The sequence below is a fragment of the Xanthomonas sp. 3058 genome, from assembly GCF_014199765.1.
Lineage (GTDB): Bacteria > Pseudomonadota > Gammaproteobacteria > Xanthomonadales > Xanthomonadaceae > Xanthomonas > Xanthomonas campestris_B.
This window is the reverse complement of the sequence record NZ_JACHOF010000029.1, coordinates 25,284-48,446: the sequence shown is the minus strand read 5'-3', so window position 1 is coordinate 48,446 and position 23,163 is coordinate 25,284. Positions and strand designations below refer to the sequence as shown.

At 62.2% G+C, this 23,163-nt stretch carries 18 protein-coding genes and 1 pseudogene; 11 read left to right on the top strand and 8 right to left on the bottom strand.

Going from position 1 to position 23,163, the window contains the following annotated elements; translation table 11 throughout:
* The first annotated feature begins 114 nt into the window (after nt 1–114).
* The gene (locus GGR61_RS20240; RefSeq protein ID WP_184623665.1) at nt 115–588 is read left to right on the top strand and encodes a hypothetical protein; all 474 of its coding nucleotides are present in this window, start codon (nt 115–117) and stop codon (nt 586–588) included.
* A 422-nt stretch (nt 589–1,010) separates the two neighbouring features.
* Here GGR61_RS20240 and GGR61_RS20235 read toward each other — a convergent pair whose 3' ends face one another.
* The 4 genes from GGR61_RS20235 to GGR61_RS20220 form a co-directional block, all read right to left on the bottom strand.
* Complete coding sequence (locus GGR61_RS20235; protein WP_184623663.1) at nt 1,011–3,017, bottom strand: DUF262 domain-containing protein; 2,007 nt, start codon at nt 3,015–3,017, stop codon at nt 1,011–1,013.
* A gap of 101 nt (nt 3,018–3,118) precedes the next feature.
* On the bottom strand, nt 3,119–4,162 hold the full coding sequence (locus GGR61_RS20230) for a hypothetical protein (RefSeq protein ID WP_184623661.1): 1,044 nt from the start codon (nt 4,160–4,162) through the stop codon (nt 3,119–3,121).
* The gene (locus tag GGR61_RS20225) at nt 4,159–5,826 is read right to left on the bottom strand and encodes a hypothetical protein (RefSeq protein ID WP_184623659.1); all 1,668 of its coding nucleotides are present in this window, start codon (nt 5,824–5,826) and stop codon (nt 4,159–4,161) included. The genes GGR61_RS20230 and GGR61_RS20225 overlap by 4 nt, the downstream gene beginning before the upstream one ends.
* 23 nt (nt 5,827–5,849) lie before the next feature.
* Nucleotides 5,850–6,359: an SMI1/KNR4 family protein gene (locus GGR61_RS20220; protein WP_184623657.1), complete on the bottom strand. Its 510-nt coding sequence runs from the start codon at nt 6,357–6,359 to the stop codon at nt 5,850–5,852.
* A 1,023-nt stretch (nt 6,360–7,382) separates the two neighbouring features.
* Here GGR61_RS20220 and GGR61_RS20215 point away from each other — a divergent pair.
* Nucleotides 7,383–8,066: a hypothetical protein gene (locus tag GGR61_RS20215; protein WP_184623655.1), complete on the top strand. Its 684-nt coding sequence runs from the start codon at nt 7,383–7,385 to the stop codon at nt 8,064–8,066.
* A 555-nt stretch (nt 8,067–8,621) separates the two neighbouring features.
* Nucleotides 8,622–10,421 (top strand): chloride channel protein, encoded by a 1,800-nt coding sequence (locus GGR61_RS20210; protein WP_184407970.1) that lies wholly within the window; start codon nt 8,622–8,624, stop codon nt 10,419–10,421.
* Between the two features lie 98 nt (nt 10,422–10,519).
* Here the strand turns inward: GGR61_RS20210 and GGR61_RS20205 are convergent, their stop codons facing one another.
* On the bottom strand, nt 10,520–10,777 hold the full coding sequence (locus tag GGR61_RS20205) for a hypothetical protein (RefSeq protein WP_184623667.1): 258 nt from the start codon (nt 10,775–10,777) through the stop codon (nt 10,520–10,522).
* Between the two features lie 189 nt (nt 10,778–10,966).
* Between GGR61_RS20205 and GGR61_RS20200 the strand changes: the two genes are divergently transcribed.
* The 3 genes and pseudogenes from GGR61_RS20200 (at nt 10,967) to GGR61_RS20190 (ending at nt 12,003) form a co-directional block, all read left to right on the top strand.
* On the top strand, nt 10,967–11,149 hold the full coding sequence (locus tag GGR61_RS20200) for a hypothetical protein (protein WP_184623653.1): 183 nt from the start codon (nt 10,967–10,969) through the stop codon (nt 11,147–11,149).
* 242 nt (nt 11,150–11,391) lie between these two features.
* Nucleotides 11,392–11,622 (top strand): DUF1653 domain-containing protein, encoded by a 231-nt coding sequence (locus GGR61_RS20195; protein WP_184623651.1) that lies wholly within the window; start codon nt 11,392–11,394, stop codon nt 11,620–11,622.
* A 51-nt stretch (nt 11,623–11,673) separates the two neighbouring features.
* A pseudogene (locus GGR61_RS20190) lies at nt 11,674–12,003 on the top strand (hypothetical protein).
* Between the two features lie 100 nt (nt 12,004–12,103).
* On the opposite strand, the gene GGR61_RS20185 reads toward GGR61_RS20190, so the two are convergent.
* Complete coding sequence (locus GGR61_RS20185; RefSeq protein WP_184407967.1) at nt 12,104–12,841, bottom strand: DNA/RNA non-specific endonuclease; 738 nt, start codon at nt 12,839–12,841, stop codon at nt 12,104–12,106.
* Between the two features lie 710 nt (nt 12,842–13,551).
* Nucleotides 13,552–13,956 (bottom strand): Rid family hydrolase, encoded by a 405-nt coding sequence (locus GGR61_RS20180; protein ID WP_184407966.1) that lies wholly within the window; start codon nt 13,954–13,956, stop codon nt 13,552–13,554.
* A 125-nt stretch (nt 13,957–14,081) separates the two neighbouring features.
* On the opposite strand from GGR61_RS20180, the gene GGR61_RS20175 reads away from it, so the two are divergent.
* Nucleotides 14,082–15,008, top strand: coding sequence for a LysR family transcriptional regulator (locus tag GGR61_RS20175; protein ID WP_184407965.1), 927 nt, complete (start codon nt 14,082–14,084; stop codon nt 15,006–15,008).
* Between the two features lie 38 nt (nt 15,009–15,046).
* Here GGR61_RS20175 and GGR61_RS20170 read toward each other — a convergent pair whose 3' ends face one another.
* The gene (locus tag GGR61_RS20170) at nt 15,047–16,783 is read right to left on the bottom strand and encodes a M14 family metallopeptidase (RefSeq protein WP_260289059.1); all 1,737 of its coding nucleotides are present in this window, start codon (nt 16,781–16,783) and stop codon (nt 15,047–15,049) included.
* Nucleotides 16,784–17,464: 681 nt separating this feature from the next.
* Between GGR61_RS20170 and GGR61_RS20165 the strand changes: the two genes are divergently transcribed.
* From GGR61_RS20165 to GGR61_RS20150, 4 genes are all read left to right on the top strand, one after another.
* On the top strand, nt 17,465–18,202 hold the full coding sequence (locus tag GGR61_RS20165; protein ID WP_184623647.1) for an ATP-binding cassette domain-containing protein: 738 nt from the start codon (nt 17,465–17,467) through the stop codon (nt 18,200–18,202).
* A gap of 10 nt (nt 18,203–18,212) precedes the next feature.
* On the top strand, nt 18,213–19,649 hold the full coding sequence (locus GGR61_RS20160; protein ID WP_184623645.1) for a DUF3526 domain-containing protein: 1,437 nt from the start codon (nt 18,213–18,215) through the stop codon (nt 19,647–19,649).
* On the top strand, nt 19,649–20,917 hold the full coding sequence (locus GGR61_RS20155) for a DUF3526 domain-containing protein (RefSeq protein WP_184623643.1): 1,269 nt from the start codon (nt 19,649–19,651) through the stop codon (nt 20,915–20,917). Before GGR61_RS20160 ends, GGR61_RS20155 begins: the two co-directional genes overlap by 1 nt.
* Before the next feature lie 81 nt (nt 20,918–20,998).
* Nucleotides 20,999–23,146, top strand: coding sequence for a TonB-dependent siderophore receptor (locus tag GGR61_RS20150; RefSeq protein WP_184407960.1), 2,148 nt, complete (start codon nt 20,999–21,001; stop codon nt 23,144–23,146).
* The last annotated feature ends 17 nt before the right edge of the window (nt 23,147–23,163 follow it).

Genomic DNA, 23,163 nt, shown 5'->3' with positions numbered 1-23,163 from the left:
AGGCCCTCAGCGTCACCGAACGTCAGTTGCATGGATCACTCCTCAACATGAGGCGGGTAGTGTCGCGTATCTGTGGTGCGTTGTTCAGAGGTTCCTTAGGCCGCAGGAGCAGAGATGGCAGAAAACTTGAATGAATTTTTCAGTGCAAGCCTCGCGGCAGGTGCAATACTGACTGGCTTCTGTGGGACATTTCTATCTTTTCGAATTCAGCGCGAGGCGAGTTACTACAGACAACCTGCTGTTGATTTTCAAACCGGCGAAGGTCGGGATGTATTTATCGGCCTGTCGCATTTCACGAGTTCCTTTCTCCTCTTGGCTGTTGCCACGCTCTTGGCTATCGTTTTCGGATTCGCACTGCCTCTGCTCGCTCTGTATGGCCTAAATGTGTCCCGGCAGGCAGTGGTAATCGGTATTCTCAACTCAATTTTGTTCGTGTGTGCTTACTTCGCGTGCGAAATGGTTCACTATGGCATCCTCAACCGACGACTCCTGTATGATCGTGCGGAGTGGGGTCGAAGCACGGGGCTGGTCGCAGCAACTTGTCTCATCTCCGGGGTGCTCTCGTTCTGTGCTGTCCGGTATCTGTAACCTGCGGCCTAACAACTCACCCAGGCCGAACCCGCTGCGCGGGTCGGTTTAATTCCGGTGGTGCGAACGTCTGCTCTTGGCCGAAAGCGGGCACCCCGTTGTGGCGGAGGTCAAAATTGTTCGTTCGGGCGGGATGGACGGATTCGAGACGGATCAGAATTGCAGAAATTCCTACGCATCACCTGCGGGCTCAACATGAAAGATTAACTCGGATGTGTGCCGGTCCATTGATCGGAACCGGTGAATAACTCGATACACGTTCACGTTTAGAAGGAGCCTGTGCGTAGAAGCGCATGTGGGCAAGTGTGTCTGCCCACATGGCTACAGCGTGATGCAGTTTCCTAAACGTCCGGTATGTTGAGCTGGAATTGTAGAGCGCTTGCGTAGACCCGACGACAGTCGCCGGGGAGATCATAGCGGGATCACTTGTACGTGTTGAAGCGTTCCACAAGAGATCTCAGGTTTCGCCCATCGACGGCCTTTTTGTTTTTCGTGAAATGACCTGAACTCACGCGCTCGGCGAAGGGGCCAAACAGGTAGGGGAGCCAGTCCACTTCCTTGGCATCTGGGGGAAGGAGTTCGAAGCCCCAGCGACGTTGGGCGTTCTGCAGCATGGCGATGCCACGTGCGGCGATTTCCACCACCGTCCAACGCTCACACAGCTCGCTGATCTGGATCTCCGAGTAGCTGCCCGAAGCGTAACGGCTCCGCTTTCCTTGGGTGTCTCCTACCGTCTGGTAAGCATGGTTCGAGTTGACGGAATTCAACGGGCCTGAAAGCAACAGCAGGTTGCCCAATGATCCCGCGATCGCCGCAGCTGATTTGTCACCATTGCGTCCTTTAGTGATGATGGACTGCTCCCAGTATTCATTACTTGTCTGTGGGTAGATGTGCTCAACCGAATCGGTCCAGTGGAATCGCTCCCAGGGCTTTTTGTCCTGCTTGCCGCGATATCCGCGCAGGCGTTCTTCCCACGCCATCACCACCAGCTTGCCGAACGACCAACCGTAGAATCCGGTGCCGCCCTTCTTGGCGAAGCGGTCGTTCACCGACGCAAGTACGCCCTCGGCACTAAAGTAGCCCTGCCAGTCGAATTGTGGGTGGGTGAGGATCTCCTCGCCCTCCTCATCCTCCCCGCGGACATTGCTAATCAACGAATGCAGGTGCTGGGTGGCGATCTCCAAGGCTCCCACCGCGTTAGATGCGGGCACCAGCAAAGCGTTGCGGGTTAGGACGCTCGGATCGTCGTTGGCCATGGCATAGGCCGACCGGTTGAGGTCGCTCTTGCCGGTATGGGCGGGCCTGTCGGCCGCCTGCAGAACCAGCGCGCCGAAGCGTTCTGCCTCGGAGACAAGTGCCGCGAAGGCTGCAGCCCAGCCAGTGTCTTTACCAGGATCCAGCAGGAAGGCCGGGTACTCCCGGGCAATCCGAACCAGGGCCCAAAGCAGCAACGGTGGGGTAGCGCCTTCTGCGGTTTGGTTCAGGCGATGGATGTGGGCTGCGACGGTCGCAGGCAGTCTCTCCGGTGCGTGAAGCAGGTGCCAGCAGGCCGCCGCCTGATCCAGACTTTGGACGTACGCCACGATGCCGGCGCTATCGACAGCTTGGCGGGTGGAGAACTCTTTGTCGAAGAGCTGGACGTTCAGCCAGTCGTAGACTCGCTCCACGCGGAACCAACCGGTGGAGTGGGCGGAAAGGAACGCGTCATCCTGGAGTAGCTGCTTGCCGGCTCCAAGGCTTTGATAAATTCCTTTCCAGCAGCGATGTACTTCGGAAGCGGCCTGCTTCCCACGCGCGACATCTTGGTCCAGCGAAGCCAGGTAGATCAGTCGATTCTTGAGCTTCTCAAGCGTGCTCAGTGGGCGACCCCGGTTATTGATGGTCTCGAAGGCGACATGGACATCGAACTGTGCACTGATTGTCAGGACGAAGATCCTCAGGCGGTTCAGTAGTACGTCAAGATACGGCTGTGCGGCATCAGCCTGGCGGATCCCGGAGGCGCGATCCGCGAAGAAGTTCCAGGCCAACCCGATGTTGCGTGCGTAATAGGACAAATGGTGGGAAACCGTAGCTTCCAGCTGGCGTTGCCCCAAGGCGTGGAAATCGAAACAATCCTGCAGGACGGTGTTGTTCCTGAACTTGATGGGGTAGGCGGCTCCGCCGAGAGCGGAGATCATCAGTGCGATGGTCACCATGCGCTGCTGTCCGTCAATCAGCTCACTGACGCCGTTGGCGTCACTCGTGCCGAGCATGAGGGTACCGGTGTAGTGCTCGGTGGTGCCGCGCGTGACGACGCTTTCGACATCGCCCCATAAGGCCTCCCATTGTTCCTTTTGCCAGGAGTAACCACGTTGGAACTCGGGTATCTCCAGGGTGCAACGGGTGGTGATTTCGCTTATCGAGAGAAGATCTGCGTTGCTGAAGCTCATGGTGTTTTCGTACGCATTGGGCAGGGTGATGGTGTGTCGAGCAGGTCGTCTCGTGGCGCGTAGCCGAAAAGCACCCGCCGATGGGTCGTTCTACAAAGGAATCAAGTCAGCAGTTGCCAAGCCAGCATCATCACAAAGGCTGCAGCAGTGACGCCTTGGAACAGACGCAGCTTGCTGAGTGTCGCTTGGGCGTCTGCCTGCTGCCGCGCCAGCGTTGCTTCCCAGCGGCGGTCAATCTTGGCCATGGCCACCGCCAGCGCATGACCCTGCCGTTCGGACTGTTCGACCAGTGCCTCGGCGTGCTGCTGCGTGAGATGCTGGCGTGCATCGGCCTCTACCGCCAGAGCTGCTGCTAAGGCATGGCCTTGCTGGTGTAGCTGCGCGCTCACGTCGTCCCGCAATGCCGATTGGTCGGCCTGTAGCGGCAGGATCACCGTTTCATGCAGCGTGGCAAGGCTTGCCAGCAGCCCATCATGGGCAAGGGTCAGGCTTTCCTGTAGCGCACTCATCTGTGCGGCCGTGTGGGCAAAGCTGGCGGCCAGGCGTTCCTCCACGTCCATTTCCAGGCGCTGCACCTCCAATTTCAACACCTGCTCGGCCTCGGTGACGCGCTCCACGCAGCCGACCAGTTTCAAGGCTTGTTCTTGAGTGAGACCCTTGGCTTCCAGTATGCCCTCGTTGACGAGGATGATCTGCTCCTGCTGGCGTGTCTGTTCTTCCTGCTGCTGCAGGATCTGCACGTTCTGCTCTCGGATATTGGTGGCCTGGCTTTCCAATTCGATCTGCTGATCGTGCAAGTCTTCCTGTTGAATGTGCAGCACCTTGGAAAGTGCCGTATTTATTACCAGCAGTTCCGAGGTGGAGGCGGTAAGGTTCGCTATGGCCTTGTTGAGATCCATCTGTGCATCGTCCATGGCCTCCTGACGGCCCTTGACCAGATTGCCGATGAAGTTGCCATCGCGCTTGGCCTGACGCGCCAGCTCCAGCGCATCGGCCTTGTAGCGCAGGGCCTTGCCCTCTTCGCCCATGCGCCGCACCAAGGTGCCCAAATGGCCCGTGCTGCCTAATTCGTGGGGCAAATCCAGGCTGGCCACAGCGCGTACGATGATCAGCTCTTGGCTGGCTTGTTGGGTCACGGTGTTCATCCTTGAAGCTGCTCGCGGTTGAGGAAATCTTCCAGCAGGTCGTGTCCTTCCTGCAGGCGTTGCACGCTTAGGTTGCTCTGCACCACATGGTCGCGCGTGCGGGTATTGCCCTGTGTCAGGCTGACCAGGGTGGCGGCACCATCGGCGACGGCGGCGATGTAGTGCTCGCCCACGGCTTGGTACAGTTGCAGCGATTGCAGATTCAATTCGTAGCTGCTCAGGGCCAAGCTGGTCTGGTCGGCGAGCTCTTCGGACAGCTGCTTGCGGTACTTGGCGTCAGCCAGCATCGCCTCGATGCTCAGGCCCTGTGCATCAAGGCGCCGGCGCTCGAATACCGCATCGATCTGGTATGCCATCAGCGCGGAGAGCAGGCCCGTGAGGATGCCGACTAGCACCGGGGCAATCACGTTGGCTACCGGTAGGAGTACCGGGATGCTCAGCAGGAAGTTGGCCACACTTTCGCCGAGCAGAATGCCTATCGTGGTCATCAACACGGTGGAGAGCATCTTCAGGCCTGCCTGAAACGCGGCCTTTTCGCTCAGGTGCTCGGGCGGGAAGGCGATCATGCGGAAGGCATGGAACAGTCCCAGCAGGCCCTCGCGGATAGCGGTGACGTAGCGCTTGGCTGTGGACAACACGTTGTTGAGCAGGAAAGTGAGCAGGTTGCTCGCGAAGCCGCTGATGCCTCCCTCGAACAATGCGCTGAAGGCTTCCGGCACTTTTTTGGCTACGTTGATGGCCACTGTGCTCAGGCGCTGGCGAAGGTCATCCAGCAGCGCCTTGCCCAGTTTGACGCCCTTGCGGATGAGTTCCTTGAATTCGACGAACAGGCTGTTCACCAGTTCGGTCAGCAGCACGCCCATGGCTTGGCGTACACCCATCTGCTTGGCCTGGTCTAGGCTAGTGTTGGCCAGTTCGGCCGCCTGCTTCTTGAGCAGGGCGGTGTCTACCTTGGCGTTGATGGCATCCCGAGCGCGATCGTACGATGACTGCACCGCCTGGGGGTCAAAATCCAGCGATTTACCGGCTTTCTCTGCCTTTGCGAGCTTGTCGTCCACCCACTCGTCCACGCGGTGGCCACCCTTGGAGGCGTTGAGCGATTTGTTGGTGAGCGAGAGGTTAGCCTCATCGTTCACCACGCCGGCCATGGTCGAAGTAACCACCACGTCCTGTCCATTCACTATGGTTACCTTACCTAGCGCCAAGTGGTTTTTGGGGGCCTCGTGGAACTCCTTCAGCGAGATGGCGTGGTCCAGTTCCATCGAGACTGGCGTGCCGTCCTGCGTGGTGCTGCCGTCGGCGGCAGTTTCGAAGGCTTTGCCGGTGTACTCGTCCATGCCGCGATGCAGGTGGGCATCGCGCTTGCTGTTCCAGTCGCTGTCGCCGTGACCGGCGGCGTGGGCCTTGGCCTTGGTGTCGAGCACGTACTGGCTTCGGTCGTACTCATCCTTGGAGTGCTTGTGCATTGCCTTGTCCTCGCGCGTGGCGACGTAGCTGTCGTCGTCACGTTCGAAGTTGTGCAGCGTGGTGACGTTGCCGCCGTTGCGATCCTCGAACATCATCGGGTTCAGGCCGAAGGGCCCGATCAGCTGGGAAACCACTTGCTTGCGGCATTCCTGATAAAGCCGTTCCAGGCGTTGCTGGCGCAGTTCCGTGGCTGTCATCGAAGGTCCTGAAGGCGGAAGGATCATTGGGAGGCCTGCTGCACAGCCGTCTCTAGCCATGCGCCAAGTGAGGGTGAAACCAAGCGGCGGTGAGGATGATCGTGCTGGAAAGCGATGATTTGCCCTGCCTGGCCGCCGCGGGCCGGTGCGGTATCGAGGCACAGGTGGTCGCCCGCGCCATTGGCCGCAAAGGGGATCCAAGCAGGATGCCACCATACCGGTGCAATACCCTTCTCCGTAGTTACGGATAGGTCGTCGAAATCGTCCTCGTTAGCCAGCCGGGTCAGGGCGGTCCAATCGGTGGCGATAGTCAGGCAACTGGAATACGCCATCTCGCCAAACAGGCCCGGGCCCTTACGCGACTGGCCGTCATGACGACGCAAGCTTTCGGCTAGTTCGTCGGGCAGGGCAAGGTTGAGGGTGGCTGCCAAGTCGGCAAGCTGTCCGGCTTGGGCAGGGGCGCGCAGGTCGGCCAAACGCGCCGTGTCATGCACGCGCAGCCACTTCTCGAGACGGTTCCATGTCTTCTGCATCCGTGGGTTCCGTGGTGGTAACACCCTGACATCGGCCAGGGCAAGGTGGCGCCATCATATCCATGCACCGTCGCGATGGAAGAGACGCGAGGTACAAGGTGAGCGACGCTTGCGTGCTGCTTTTGCCACACATTCTATCGGCTACCTGGCGCGCATCTTTAGCCGTACAGGACGTGTCCTGGTTTAGAGTGCTTTAAAGACGCCAATGTAAGGGCAGCAAGATAAAGCCGTGTAATTAGATAGTTCTGTGACCACATCCACGTTGGCCCTAAAGGGTAGCCCTAGAACCACAATTGATCTTGCTTGGCGATCAACCCTGAGGCAGCCTAATGTCTGCCTAGAAGTGGGTCACATCGGACCTGGCTGCATGCGGGAAACTCGGTAGTGGGCAAGTCGGGAGCTGGAGTCGCGCTGGCGAGCCGGACGCGGTGCCGTGGCGTTCGGCTGCACGCGCTGCAGTGCTCGAAGCGCGCTGTTCAGCGGCATTGGAGCCCTGCAACAAGCAGCTAGTCCCCCGGGACCCAGAAGCTGGCCCCCGCGGGACACGGGCTGCGGCGTGGTCTTCGACTGACTGAATAACTTGATTGGGCAACGCGCCGGCTCTTGGCCGAAAGCCGACATTCGTTAGGCTGTTGTCCAGTGTGGGTCTGTTGTCCCGACAGGTCGCCTTGCTGATCAACCCGCCAAGAGCCGGGAGGCTTGGGTTTGGGAAGCGGATATTTTTTCCGTTGAGACTGCAGAGCAAGCAGGAGTGGTGTTGGTGTGTCTGAGACCGTCCAATAGCGTCCGATCAACGTCAACTTAAAAGCGAGTCAAAAAGTGAGTCAGGTTCCTGCACATTTTGATTTTTCCCATTTGTAAACAAGTAGATATGCTGTCTATTTGTGTGCTGGTGGGCACCATCGACAGCGACGCTGGTTGGCGACGGCTTTCTTCGTTATGGTCACAGTGCAAGCTGTGACCACAGGAACCCGATCCGGCTTTCAACTTCAAAGTGACGCTTTCTGGCATTCAAGAAGGCCGTTGGAAACAGGCTCGATCATTGAGCGTCTAGCCAGAACAGAAGATGACGAAAACCTGGTTCAGATGAGCCCTAAGGATGGACAAATGTTCAGGAGGTTCTGTCTAGCCGCGCTTGCCTGTCTCGCTGCAATCGATGTGGTTGCGGCTGCGCCGTCGTCGGATTTTTGTGCAGCCATCAAGGCGCTTCCTCTGCAGGACTATCGCAAGACCGCTGCGCTTCTCCATAACGTCGAGACGGTTCGGACTTCGGAAAAGAGTGCTGGGGACGGTCGGTCGGTCGAAGATATCCAGGCGGCTATCGCCCCTTACGCGCTTTCGCCTGAATTGAAGCAGGTTTTCATCGATCAATCCGACAGTGTCGAAGACGACTATTCTGTTTATAGGAGTATGGGTGATGCGCTGTTTCAGTTTACCGGTGTCCAGGGCTCGATGAAGTGCGCAAACGATGTGTGGGCTGTCAGAAAAGGGACGCGGCTTGAATTGCTGAGCGATGGCCCCGACCTGGGCGAAGGTTGCGATGTCGTCCGCTTATACGGCACCTTCGGTAAGGTGCCTGTGCTGGTTCAATATCTGTATCAATCCGCCGGATCGGATCCTGGTGCCGCACACGTCGAGAAAGTGGAAGAGATTCGGGTTGTCGCGCTTGAGCCAGATCAGTTGCACAACGTCTGTGTCATAAGGTGAGAAGGCCCCTTGCGCAGTTGAGGCCTTCGTGAGCAACCGCGCTGACTTGTTCTGGAAGCCAGGTGCGATAAGCGCAATAATTGAGAAGGGTCTATTGCTGAAATTGAGAAGGGTCTTTTTCTGACGAGGACAGTAAGATTGTTGCCGCTGACCGCATCGGCCTTATCGATCCACGCCTTACAAGATCGGAAAGCCTTTTCGTTGGCGTTGAAATGCTGCGCAGAGATATCAAGAACACTCTGGGACTGACTCTGGCGAATGAAGCGATTTCCAGAGTAGAAGCGATCGTCAACGAACCGCCGCGTGCGGTGAACCGGTCTGCTCCGGAACTATCTTTCCAAAGGCTGCTGCATGAAACCCCAGTTTGATTCAGGTCAGTGCGTCTGGTTTCAACGTCCTTAGGAGACAGGTCATGCCAATCGCCGCCGCAGGCGGCAATCGGCAATGGCACGGCTGCTGTCAGACGGCGCAAGGTCAGCAACGTTCTTGCACACTACATATCGCCGCTGACTCTTCCATTTGCCGATACCCGATCCTGCGGATCATTGGTCTCCCATGCAGCCACGACTTGCCACCACCGCGTGTGCGCCGTCTCCAGCCCTTGCGCAGCTGCGCCGTCCGTTGGACTGGTTGCGCAGACAATTGCGTGCGAACGATCTGTGGTTCATCGCGCTGGCGGCGGTGGTGGGCCTGATTGCCGCAGCACTGATGGTGGTGCAGGCAGGCATTGCCCACGGGTTGCAGGCGTGGCTGTACGGGCTTGCGCCGGAAGCGCGACTCAGCACCTCCGACGCGATCACCGCAACCCAGCTATTGGTCTTGCCCTTGGGTGGGTTGTTGGTAGGTCTGGTGGCGTTGATGGCGCGTCGACGCAAACGGCCGCTGGTGGATGCGGTGGAGGCCAATGCCCTGCATGGCGGGCGCATGTCGATGCGCGACAACCTGATCGTGGCGGTGCAGACGTTGTTGTCCAATGGTGTTGGTGCGTCGGTTGGGCTGGAGGCGACCTACACCCAGATGGGATCGGGCGCCGGCTCGCAGTTTGGTCGCGTGTTGCGGGTGCGCCGGTCTGACATGCGCACACTGGTAGGTGCGGGCGCGGCAGGTGCGATTGCCGCTGCGTTCGGCGCACCGCTTGCCGGTGCCTTCTATGCGTTTGAAATCGTCATCGGTGCGTATACGCCATCGGCACTGGCACCGGTGGCTGCTGCTGCATTGGCCGGTGCGTTCATGGCCAACGCGCTCGGTGCTGCGCCATATTCGCTGCCGGCGGCGGTGGCCTATCAGTTGCAGCCGCGCGACTATGCGATCTATATCGTGCTGGGTCTGATCTGCGCCTTGATCGGCATCGCGGTGATGCGCCTGGTGGCCAGCATCGAGCGTGGCGCGGGGCGCATCAATCTGCCGATCTGGGGTCGTCCGGTGGTGGGTGGGTTGCTGCTGATTCCGCTGGCGCTGTATTCGCCGCAGGTGCTGTCATCCGGGCATGGCGCGTTGCATCTGGATATGACCAGCAGCAGCACGTTGCAGATGTTGGCGACCCTGCTGGTGCTCAAATGCATTGCATCGGGCATTTCGCTTGGTTTCGGTTTTCGCGGCGGTCTGTTCTTCGCCTCGTTATTCATGGGCTCGTTGGTCGGCAGCCTGTTTGCGGTGTTTCTGAACCTGCTGGTGGGTGCGGCAGTCGTGGACACGACAAGCGCCTCGCTGGTGGGCATGGCGGCGCTGGCGGCGGCCATCGTCGGTGCACCGATGACCATGGCGATGCTGATCCTGGAGGGTACGCATGATTTTGTGCTGGCAAGCGCAGTGATGGTGGCGGTGTTGGTGGCCAATACCGTGGTGCGGCAGGTATTCGGGTATTCCTTTTCCACCTGGCGTCTGCATCTGCGTGGCGAAAATATCCGCAGTGCCCGTGATGTGGGTTGGGTCCGTACGTTGTCGGCCGGCAAGATGATGCGCAAGGATGCCAACCACACCGCGCACGACATCAGCGTCAGTGAGTTTCGCCGGCGGTTTCCATTGGGGTCGACGCAGCGTGTCGTGCTTGAAGACGCCGCGGGGCATTACGCGGGCGTGGTGCCGTTGGCGGTACTGTATGCCGACAACGTGCAGTTGGACGCACCAGTGAGCGATTACGCCAAGCACCGTGATGCGGCGCTGCTGGCAGAGACCGATATCGTCTCCATCATGAAAGTGTTCGATACGACACAGGCCGATGAGTTGGCGGTGATCGACACCGAACGCAAGGTGTTGGGTGTGCTGTCCGAAGGATTCGTGCGCAAGCGCTACGCCGAGGAGTTGGAGCGGCGCGAGCGCGAGTTGATGGGCGAGCGCGCTGCGGGCGATGAGTGAGGGGGGTGGTGCGAAGGGGCAATGCCGTGCATGCGCGACGGCCGCTGTCGTGCACCATGACCATGGCGCACAGGTGCATGCGTGGAGAGTGAAGCGGCTTAGAGGGTGGTCTCCACCCGCAGATGCGATGCAGTGACCGCCGGGGCAGTGACCGCCGGGGAGGATGACGGGCCGACGTCGCGTTCGGGCGTGGGTGGAGCTGCGTGCAGCGCACGTCGGTGGAGCAGCGCGGTCAGGCGGCGGTGGCAGTCGCGGAAGGCGAGCGCCGAGGCCGGCATGTCGCAGGCATCGAACGTCTCTGCCTCGGTCTTCCAGGAGGCGAGCAGGTCTTCCAGGTCGCAGATCAGGCTCGGCATGGTGTTTGCTCCTTTGGTGTGTGGATACCTACGCAGGAATGCCGCGCTCGGATGCAGCCAGGTGCGAGCCGATCATGCGGACTCATGCGCAGTATGTTAATCGGTCAGCCTCACGCCTGCAGAACACACGTGTGCATCACATGGCCGGTAGGACGGTGACGATGCGCACTTCTGCCGCTGGAGCGAAGCATGAGCAACAACGAGAATGGCAATCGCGGCATCGACGATCCAACGCCACCGAACGACGTCAAGGCGCCTGGCAAGCACGAGGATCTGCTACAGGATAGGCCTGTGCAGGACACCGAGATCGATGACAACGATGGCATCGAAGACCAGATCGGTGAACAGGACGACGCTCAGGCATGGTCCTGAGCGCCGCCCCGCCCGGGGCATGCCGTGCACGTTGCGGCATTCCGGGACAGGGCTGCCAAGCACTTGAAGCGCGGCGGCAGCGAGCTGACCAGCTGTGGTGGGCAGAGTGGCCAATGCAGCAGCCTTGAAAACCGATCCGCATGGCGCCCGTGGCGGTGATCTGCCGACTGCATCGTCGACGATCGCTCGCTACCCAATCAGCGTCGCTCTAAACTCCAATGCCCTTGAACGTGTCGAGTGCCATGGACTCTCTGCCTCCGCTGCCCGCCATCGCGTTGGGTCACTACCGTCACTTCAAGGGTGGACGTTACGAGGTGCTGGGAGTGGTGCGTTGTAGCGAGACGCTCGCGCCGCTGGTGCTCTATCGGCCGTTGGATAGCGACATCGGCATGTGGGTGCGGCCGTATGCGATGTTCATGGAGCAGGTGGAGGTGGATGGTCGCGTCCGTCCCCGATTCGCGCATGTGGAGTAACGATGTGTCGCCTTGATGCAAGGCCATACGCCGGTATGGTGTGAGGCGGCGGTGACTGCTGCGGCCACTGTCATCACCACGCCGGATGGCCGCTATCTGATCGTGCGCGGCCGGCTGTGGCGGGCCGCCAATCCGCATCTGAGCGAGCGGGCGCGTGCCGCGTTGGTAGGTGATCTGATGGATGCGTGCCGCGAGGTCAAGGCCGCCAGAGGCAACGACGATGCGCAACGGCTGGCCAGCGCACGCCATGCGGTGCAGATGGCCAAGGTTGCATTGGGTGAGCGCGGACCAGTGTGGTGAACCGATGGCAGCCAGGACGTCAACCGGCATCTGGTCAGGAACACGCCGTATGCGGATTGGTTTGCTGCGATCGGCTCCTAGCGCGTGGGAGCCGTCGTGCAACGCTGTCTTGTTGGTTGAAAAATGGCAAAGCCCGCAGCATCCGGGCTTTGCCTGTCGTCTGCACGCTTGGTGCGACCGATCAACTCAGGTCGCAATTGCTCGGCTGCGGCCAGGTGGTGGCGGGCAGCATGGCCTTGACCGCCGCCGGTGCGGTGATGCCGATTTCGCTGGCACCGTAGAGGTCTTCCAGCTCGTCGATGCTGACGATGTAGCTGTCGAGCGAGCCAAGCGTGGCGCTGTTGGGAATCAGCCAGCTGATCGCGCGGGTGCCGCCGCCCGGGTTGGCGGTGATGATCGTCTTCCAGAAGAAGTCCGGGGTGCGGATGCCGTGGCTTGCAAGAAAGTAATCGTTGCTGGTATCGCTGTAGATCACGCCGCCGTAGACCTGCACGCTGGCGATGTCGCGGTAGCACTCGGCGACGTTTTCAGCCTTCACCCAGATGCCTTGATTGAAGCTGGCCACCTGCGGAACGATGTTGGACATCAGATTGGCGCGACGAATGTAGGTGGCGTTGTAGTCCATGTGATTGGAGGTCACCAGATGCCCGCGATCGTAGCCTGAGCGCACGCTGGCATAGGACGCAGTGGACGTCTGGCCGGCGCAGCCACTGGGCAGTTCGGTGTCGAGGTTGAAGCTGGACGGACGCGCGGCCGATCCGGTGTCGGCTTGCAGCACGTATTCGTAACGGAGTGCGGTGTGATTGGTGCAGTCGTAGCGCAGCGTGTAGCCGCCCTTGTTGAGGGTGACGACCTGCGCCTGGGCAGCGGCACTGAACGCGGTGAGAAGCGCAACGGCGAAGAAGATCCTGAAACGCATGACGATGAAGCTCCTTGAGATTTCTCGCACGTACGCCATCGCCGATTGCACATGCAGGGATCGGCGTTGCGGCGAGTACGCGCTGTCGGGGGAATGGCCGGCACGCTCAGTGACCAGCGCGCCAGCTATCGCATGCGAATGTGTCTTCCTCGTGACGTGCCACGCAGAAGTGTGCGGACGCACCGCGATGAGGTGCGAAGCTGTGATGCGGTCTTCAGGTCTGCACGTGAGAAACCGATGCGACGCGAGGTGCGCGTTGTTTGCGCATCGAAGGCACCGTGCGCTATGCGCGCGTCTGAAGTGTGCATGCGTGACAGGTGACAACGCACCTCACGCGTCGCCAGGATGCGTATTCGCGGTGTTGCGCCGTGTACTTTCAGCCCGAGCGCGGCTGCCAGAGAGCCGACGATGCGTAAGCGCAGGTGATGGGCAGCTAGGCCGTAGTGATGGCCCGCATGCCGCCGCGAAGCGATGGAGAAAACACGTGTGACCGCTCCTGCGACGATGCAGCACTGGGTCGATGGGGGTGCAGGATCACCACGATCACGTGGAAAGCTAGACGGCAAACGACGCATCGTGGTGCGCCGCATGAGAGGCGCCGCCTGCCGTCTGCCTGCGAACGAAACACCTCGGACGCATTGGTACCGCATCCACCTCGGCATCAATGCGGCGCATTCGGAAAGGGATGTTGCAAGCCCACCCCCGCGCACTTACGGCCGACTGCGATCGGGCAACTTGACGACCACCTTGATCTCGAACCGAAAGCCGGCCAACCAGGTCGCGCCTACCGCAGTGACGGTAGGAAACGGTGCCGGACCCCAGTAGCTGACCCATTTCTCCCACGCGGCCTCGAATACGTCGTCTGGGTTGACCATGAACAGGGTGACGTCGACGACGTCCTGCGAGGTGCAGCCGGCTGCGGCAAGGATGGCATCGAGATTGTCGAAGGCGCGCGCGATCTCCGCATCCAGCTCCGGCTCGGGCGAGCCGTCTTCGCGGCTGCCGACCTGGCCGGAAACGAACATCAAGCCATCGGCGCGTACCGCGGGCGAGTAACGGTGGCGCTCGTACAGGGCATGGCGTCCCTGCGGAAAAACGACGTCACGTGTTGCCATGACACTCTCCTTTGAATGGGCTCGGAACAGGCAGCCACATTAGATGCCTGTCCGCGCCGGATAAATCGACAACGCCGACCAGCACTATTTGTAGAATCCAAACAATCTTTGGTTCGGGAGCGGCAATGGATCGGTTCGATGCGATGCAGGCATTCGCGCGCGTGGTTGAGGCCGGTAGCTTCACCAAGGCGGCCGAAACCTTGCACATGAGCCGCGCCAGCGTGACCCAGCTGGTGCAGCAACTGGAAGCGCGGTTGCGCGTCACGCTGCTCAACCGCACCACGCGACGGGTGCATGTCACTGCCGATGGCGCGGCCTACTACGAGCGCGTGGTGCGGTTGTTGGCGGACATGGACGACGCCGAGACCAGCCTGTCCGGCGCATCGGCGCTGCCGCGCGGACGTCTGCGTGTGGATGTGCCCAGCCCGTTGGCGCGTTTGATCCTGATGCCGGCGGTGCCGGCATTCCATGCGCGCTATCCGGATATCCAGCTGGACATGGGCGTCAGCGATCGTCGTGTGGACCTGATCGGCGAGAATGTGGATTGCGTGGTGCGCGGTGGCACCATCACCGACCTGTCGCTGATTGCCCGGCATATCGGCGATCTGCAGACGGGTATGTATGCGTCACCTGCGTATCTGCAGCGGTTGGGAACGCCGGTGCATCCGCACGAGTTGGAAAACACCCAGCACCGCTGCGTGGGATTCATGCGCTGGGGCAGCAGCAAGACGTTGCCCTATGTGATGCAGCGTGGCGACGAGGCTGTCAGCGTGCAGGGGCGGCATGTCGTGGCGGTCGATGATGGCAATGCGTATCTGGCCGCAGGATTGGTCGGCATGGGGGTGATTGGCTTGCCGGTGTACATTGCCAATGCGCATGTTGCCAGCGGCGAACTGATACCGATCTTCGACGACTGGCAGACGGCGCCGATCCCGCTGTCGATCGTGTTCCCGCCCAACCGGCATGTCAGCGCCAAGCTGCGTGTCTTCATCGACTGGATGATTGCCTTGATGGCCGAGCATGCGCCGGCTCGGGCGCATGCGTTGGGTTGATGGCGGCGCAGTCCGCGCAGTGGTGCTGGCGATGAAATTTACCGTTCCAACTCACGTCGCACCGGATAGCGCCAGCCATCGATCGCCGCGTAGGGCGAACGCGCGTAGATCCAGTGCAGGCGGGCGTCGCCGTCGGCCCGGAAGGCGGCATCGCTGGCGAGCTTGCGCTCGAACTCGGCGCGCAGGGCGGCGTCGCTGCGCAGCACGCGCTCGGTGAAGTCGACCAGCTCGGGGCCATACAAGCCGCTGTCGGGGCTGCCGGCGTTGCGGAAACGTCCACTGGCCAGCAGCGAGTCGCTGCTTTGCGGTTCGAGCAGCGCGGCGGCCAACATGCGCATCGGTTGGTCGGCGGGCACGCGGATGCTGCCGACGGCGAAGGTTTCATCCACGCCGTCGGAATGCGGTGTCTGGGTGCCGCCCTCTGTCGCGATGCGGATCTGTCGGACCTGCACCTGGCGCGGCTGCTGCAGGCGTTCGTAGCGGATGCCGTGCGCCTTGAGCAGGTCGACCACATCGTCGTTGCCCGGCGGAATCCACCACGCGATCGGATACTGCACTGCTTGCGTCTGCCGGTAGCCGATCACCGGCATCGTCCAGGTTTCGTCGCGACCCTCCCAGCGCAGTTCCTGCCTGCCGGATACCGGCGACAACGCACGGGTGTAGGTGACGCCCTTGAACGGGACATGGGCGATCGGCTGCGGCAGGCGCTCCCAGGCCACCATCAATGCCTGCGGCCGTGCGGCGCGATCTGCGCGCTTGGCAGTATCGATGCGTGCAGCATCGCGGGCGACCACACGCAGGGCGTTTTCCAGCAGCACGTAGTCGCCGAGCACGCGCTGCCGGTACGACTTCAGCCGATGGTTTTCCACCAGCACGGTGGGAATGCCGGCGAAGTCGCCGTAGCCGGTGGAATAACGTGGCCCCTCCGGCCCATACCGCAGGCCCGAGCGCGGCTCGTCTTCGTCGATCAGGCTGGGGTAGATCGCCGGTGTGTGGCCCTGCTTGCGCAGTGCGGCATTCATCGCTGGCGTGAAGCGCTGTTGCAGCCAATCGGCGGTGGCGCGCGAGCGCGCATAGGTGCCCCAGCCGGCGAAGGTAAAGGTGATGTCGTATTGATGATCCAGTCCGCCACTGACATGCAGGTCGATGTACAGCGCCGGATCCAGCGTATGCAGCAATGCGACCACTGCGCGGGTTTCCGGCGCTTCCAGGTTGAGGTAATCGCGGTTGAGGTTGATGCCGCGCGTGGTGGTGTTCCAGCCGGCATTTTGCGGCCCACGCAGCGCGGCGCCGACCAGCGGCCCGCGTTGCTCGTGACCATCGCTGTTGAGGATCGGCACGAACACGAAATCCACCTCGTCGAGCAAACTGTGCTTGCCGCGTTGTGCGATGTCGCGCAGCAGCATCAGGCCGGCGTCCTTGCCGTCGATCTCGCCGGCATGGATGCCGGCCTGCGCCAGCACCACCGGCTTGCCGGGCTTGCCTTTATGCGCGCGCACCAGCAGCAGATCGCGCGCCTCGCTGGTCTTGCCGAACACCTCCAGCGACAACAACGGCGAGGCCGCGACCAGGCGTTCCAACCATGCGCGCGTTTCCTCGTAACTGGGCGTGCTGGCGAAGTCGCTGCGCTCCGCTGGCGTGCTCCACGCATCGCCTGCGTTGGCAATCAATGCCTCGCTTGCGCCATGCCATGCACGTACTGGCGGCAACGGCGCGCTGGTGTCGATGGACTGCGCGTTGAGCTGTGTAGCGGTGAACAATGTCGTTGCAAGCAGGGCCCTGACGGCGTACAGGGTACGGCGCGTTGCAGGCTTGCCGGCGGCGCTGTCAGGGGTGTGCAGACCGAGCGTCTGGGAAAGCGAGCGGCGTGGTGGGAGATGGCGGAGATCGAAAGGCATATGTGACGTCAGGGGTCTCGATTGGAAGAGCGGGGGCGACAACGCGCAATGCGTCTGGATGACAGCGCCGGCAACGGCTGGCGGAGTCCAGCGCAGCGCACCGGCACCGATCGGTTGCAGCCGACCGGCAAAGCCGCCGATGTCGCAATGCAGTGCGGGATAGCGGCGTGCGCGCTGAAGCAGTGTCTAGCAGTGAAGAAGGTGCGTAATTAGAGTAACAGTCGAGCCGTTCGGTGCTGGCGTCGATCACTCAACGGGGCGCGGCGCGCCAGCGCGTCATCGGGCACCGATGCGCTGCGCCGGCTGCCGATGCAGAGCTGTGCCGGATCGCTGCCATCGCGTTGCACCGGTACCCGGCACGTGTCCGCGCAGGTGCGATGCTGCGATAAAAAACGGTGGCAAGAAGCCGCATTTTTCTCGGCTGCGTCCACGCGACATGGGCGTTCGTCGTGGTGGGCACGGCAGGTGACGCCGATCAGCATGCACCGCCAATGCCACGCCAATTCAAGCTGCGCAAGAAATGTGATAACGTATCATTTCGTCAAAATCTCGCCAGTCATGCCGTCCACGCATTCCTCTCCCGCAATCTCGATCAACGACCTGCACGTGGCCTATCGCGGACGCGCCGTGCTGCAAGGGCTGAATCTGCAGGTCGCGCAAGGCACCGTTTACGCCTTGCTGGGTGGCAACGGTGCCGGCAAATCCTCCACGCTCTCCACACTGCTCGGCTTCGTCAAACCCACCTCCGGCAGCCTGCGCGTGGACGGCATCGATCCGGTTGCCGATCCCGGCGCTGCGCGCGCGCGCCTTGCCTACCTGCCGGAAAACGTGGCGCTTTACGAGCATCTGAGCGCACTGGAAAACGCAGATTACCTGCTGGCGCTCGCTGGTCAGCGCCGTGGCCAGGCAGAGATCGGTCAGGCATTGGCCGCTACCGGCCTGCAACGTGAGGCATGGAGCCAGCGGCTGGGCGGATTTTCCAAAGGCATGCGGCAAAAGGTCGCCATTGCCGTGGCCACCTTGCGTCAGGTGCCGGTGCTGCTGCTGGACGAGCCCACCTCCGGCCTGGACCCGCGTGCCATTACCGACTTCAATCGGTTGCTGAGCAGCGTGCGTGCGCGTGGCGGTGCGGTGCTGATGGTCACTCACGATCTGCTTGGCGCGGTGGATGTTGCAGACCGCATCGGCTTTCTGGAAAACGGCCGTATTGCCGATGAAATCGGCGTCGGCGACAGTGGTTTCGACGTCAGCACGCTGCATGCGCGCTTTGCGCGTCCGCACGATCAGGCCGCATGAGCGTTGCCCGATGAGTCCTGTGCTGCTTGTCGCGCGCGAAGAACTGCGGTTCATGGCGCGCAATCGTTCCGCGGCCATCGGTGTGGTGTTGCTGATGCTGCTCACGCTGGTGGCCGCGCTGACCGCTGCGCATCATCAGCGCGAGGTGGCCGAGTTCCGCGCACGTCAGCAGCAGGCTGCGCAGCAGGCGTTCGAGGCCCAGCCGGACCGTCACCCGCACCGGATGGTGCATTACGGACAGTTCATCTATCGTCCGCTGCCGGCGCTGGCCGCATTCGATGCGGGCGTGGACGCGTTCACCGGCAACAGCATGTTCCTGGAAGGTCATCGCCAGAACACCGCCAACTTCGGCGATGTGCGTCAAAGCTCGTTGCTGGTGCGCTTCGGGCAACTGACACCTGCGTTCGTGTTGCAGATCCTGGCCCCGCTGATGCTGGTATTTCTGGGGTATGGCGGGGTGGCGCGCGAGCAGGAGACCGGCACCCTGCGTGCTTTGTTGCTGCAGGGCGCCACGCGTCGGCAATTGTTCGGCGGCAAGTATCTCGCGCTTTCAGTGGTAGCCGGCGCATGCCTGCTGCCGGCACTGGTCGGCCTGGTGCCCGTCGCCTTGCTGCCGGGCCAGGCGCTGCGGGTCGTCTTGCTGGTGCTGGCGTACGCGATCTATCTGCTGGTGTGGTGCGCGCTGGTGCTGGCGGTGTCGATGCAGTGCCGGCGCGGCCGCGATGCGTTGCTGGTGTCGCTGGCGCTGTGGGTGTGGCTGGCGTTGCTGGTGCCGCGCGTGGCGCCGGATGTTGCAAGTGCCGCCTATCGCCTGCCGACGCGGATGGAAACCGATGTGGCGATCCAGCGCGATCTGCGCGTGCTCGGCGACAGCCACAACCCGGACGACCCGCACTTCGCGCAGTTCAAGCGGCAGACCTTGCAGCGCTATGGCGTGCAGCGCGTGGAAGATTTGCCGGTGAACTACAAGGGCCTGCTCGCGCTAGAAGGCGAGCGGCTCACCTCGAGCTTGTTCGAGCGCTACGCCGCGCGCGATTCGGCCATCCAGCAGCAACAGAACCTGCTGGTGCGCACCTTCGCCTTGCTGAGCCCGACAGTGGCGCTGCGTGAGGTGTCGATGACGCTGGCAGAAACCGATCTGCAGGCGCATGACCGCTTTCTCGCCCAGGCCGAGCGCTATCGCTACACGTTGGTGCAGCAACTCAATCGGCTGCAGGCCGAAGCGGTCAGCCTGGCCGACGACAGTGCGCAGGATGCCGGCGCCGATCAGCGCAAGCGCATCTCCTCCGACCATTGGCATCGCATTCCGGTCTTCGCGTTCCAGCCACCGTCCACAACCGACGTGGTGCGTGCCGCAGGCACGGCGCTTGCTTTGGTCGGCGCATGGTTACTGGCTGCGCTGTGCATGCTGATCGCAGCCGGGCGTCGTGTGGGAGTGACGCGCTGATGGTGGTGTGGAAATACGAGTTGCTGTTGCTGCTGCGCGCGCGTGCGGCGGTTGCCGGGTTGGCATTGCTCGCGGTGTTGACCGTGTGCAGCCTGCTCTCCGGCCAGCACGTCATCGACGCACAACGCGGTAACATCGCACGCATCGCAGCGCTGCAGCAGGAAGACATCGCGGCGGTGGAGGACTATGTGGCGCGCTCCAACGATGCCGGCAGCGCGGCCTACTACAGCTTCCACCCGACCTGGGACGCTCCTTCGCCGTTGGCGTTTGCGGCAGTCGGCATGCGCGATGTGTCGCCGTACATCCTGCGTATCCGCGCACTGGGCCTGGAAGCGCAGATCCACGATGGCGACAGCTACAACCCGGAGCTGGCGTTGGCCGGGCGCTTCGACTATGCCTTCGTGCTGGTGTTCCTGCTGCCGTTGTTCGTGATCGCGTTGCTGTTCGATCTACGTTCGGGCGAACGCGAAGCAGGGCGTGCGCGCATGCTCGCTGCGTTGCCGGGCGCGGGCACGGCGTTATTGGTGCGGCGTGTGGTGGTGCGTGCAGCTGCCGTATTGCTGTGTCTGGGCGTGCCGTTTGTGATTGCCGCAACCCTCAATGCGGTGCCGCCGCTGCAACAGCTGGCGGTGTTGGCGTTGACCTGCGCCTATCTGCTGTTCTGGGTGCTGCTGGCGGTGCTGGTCGGGCGCATCCACTGGCGCCCGGCGGCGCATGCCACCGCCTTGGCCACCTGCTGGGTGGTGCTGGCCTTGGTGGCCCCGGCATTGGCGCACGTGGCGATCAATCAGACGGTGCCGGTCAACCAGGGTACCGAAGTCGCGCGGTTGCAGCGCGAGGCGGTCAATCATGCCTGGGACATTCCGCGCCAGGACACCATGCGTGCGTTCTACGCGAACAATCCGCAGTGGGCCGACTCGGCGCCGCTGACCGATGCGTTCCACTACAAGTGGTATTTCGCCTTCCACGAGAACGGCGATCAGCAGGTGGCTCCACAGGTTGCCGCCTATCGCAAAGGACTGGAGCGACGCGAGGCGCTCGCGCAGCGTGTGGCCAGCGTGTTGCCGCCGGTTGCGGTGCAGGCGGCGTTGTCGCGTCTGGCGCATACCGATCTGCGCGCGCAGTTGGCCTACCAGGACCGTATCCGCGCCTACCATCGAGCACTACGGACGTTTTACTACGGCTATCTGTTCCGGGACCGGCCATTTACGCGCGAGGACTTCCAGCGTGCGCCTCGGTTCGATGCAACGGCCGATCCCGCCTCGTAGCGGAAGCCGCGCTCCACCAACCAATCAGATCTTTCATCTGCGACACGGCCACTGCGCCATGCCCTTCAGGAGTCCTGCCCGATGTCCGTGTCCATGCCGCGCCGCCTTCCGGCGCACATGCTGCCCCTCCTCAGTATGCTGACCTGTGCTGCAGGCGTCAGTCCGTTTACCCAGGCCGCCGAGCCGCAGACGCGCGACCTGGATGCGATGCAGGTGCGCAGCCAGTACACGCCGTATCGCGCGTTGAGCGTCACCGGCGCCACCAAGACCGATGCGCCGCTGCGCGACCTGCCGATCAGTGCGCGCGTGCTGGATCAGACCTTGTTGCAAGATGCCGGCGTCACCGATCTGGCCGGTGCGCTTGAACTGGCCAGCGGCATCACCAAGGCCAACAACCTGGGTGGGTTGTGGGATAGCTATTCGATGCGCGGCTTCACCGGCGACCCGAATTTCAGCTCCGATTACATGGTCAACGGCTTCAACGCCAGCCGTGGTTACAACGGCCTGCGCGATGCGGCCAATACGCAGAGCATCGAAGTGATCAAGGGCCCGGCGTCGGCGTTGTACGGGCGCGGCGAGCCGGGCGGTGCGGTCAATATCGTCACCAAAAAACCGTTGTTCCAGCCCCAGCACAGCGTGGACCTGTCGGCAGGCCGGTTCGACAGTTATCGCGCCGCGGTGGATAGCACCGGCCCGCTGGGCGAAAACCTGGCCTATCGCCTGAATGTGATGCACAAGGACCAGCACAGCTTCCGCGACACCGTCGATAGCGACAATACGTTGCTGGCGCCGTCGCTGCTATGGATGCCGACGCCCGATACCACGGTGTCGTATGAGCTGGAATTCGTGCGTATCCATACGCCGTTCGATCGCGGCGTGACCGCCATCAATGGCGATGCCAACCGGCTGCCGGCGTCGCGTTTTCTGGGCGAACCGCGCGATGGCGATATCGATCTGCATTCCACCGGGCATCAGGTATTTGTGGTGCACGGCTTGAATCAGACCTGGTCGTTGCAGGGCGGGGCGACCTATCGCGACAGCGGCATGCGCGGTTTCTCGACCGAGCCGTGGACGCTGCAGGCCGACGACCGCACGCTGCGGCGCGAACGCCGCTACCGCGATTACCAGGGCCGCGATATCGCCGCACGTGCCGAACTGCTCGGCAGCCTGCAGGCGGGCAGCGTCACCCACAATGTGTTGTTCGGCATCGACGGCAATCGCTTCGACGACAGCCGCTTTCAGCAGCGTGCACGCTCGGCTGCCACGCCGTACGGCATCGACGTGCTCGCGCCGCAGTATGGCGTGGCGCAGCCGGGGCGGCTGGCCACGACCACCGATACCGAGGAGCGTCAGCAGGTGTGGGGCGTGTATGCGCAGGATCAGCTCGATCTCGGCGCGCGCTGGAAGGCCTTGCTCGACCTGCGCTACGACCACTACCAGCAAGATCTCGACAACCAGCTGCGCGGCACCACGCAGCGCGCGTCCGATGGCGTGGTCAGCCCGCGGGCCGGGATGATCTTCCATATCGACGATGCGTTGTCGCTGTATGCGAGTGCGGCGGCGGGCTTTCGTCCCAACAGCGGAGTGGGCGCCAGCGGCCAGAGCTTCGCACCCGAGAAAAGCCGTTCGCTGGAGACCGGGCTGAAATACGTGCAACCCGGCGATGGACTGGAAGCGACGCTGGCCGCGTTCCGCATCGACAAGAAGAACGTGCTGAGCCTGGACCCGGCCGACATCAGCTTTTCGCTGCCGGTGGGCCAGATGCGCAGTCAGGGTGTGGAGCTGGATCTGCTCGGTCGTGTGACTCCGCGCCTGGCCGCATCGGTGGGCCTGGCCTATACCGATTCGCAGGTGACGCGCAGCAGCGCCGCCGCCGCCGGCACCGGGTTGGCCGAAGGGCGACAATTTCCGAACGTGCCGCGCTTCGCCGGCAATGCCCTGGTCAACTACGAGCAGCCGTTGACCGGCAAGCGCAGTGCAGCGTTGGGCGTGGGCGTGTTGCATACCGGTGAGCGGCTGGGCTCGGTGGATAGCAATACCGACTTCGTGCTGCCCGCGTACACGGTGTGGCGCCTGGTCGGTCATTACGACCTGAGCGAGCGCCTGCGCCTGTATGCCAAGGTCGAAAACCTCACTGATCGCCGCTACGCTGCGTTCTCCTACAGCGAGCAGTGGGTGTATCCCGGTGCGCCGCGTAGCTGGACGGTGGGCGTGCGTTTGCGGTTCTGAGACACGCCGTGATGCGA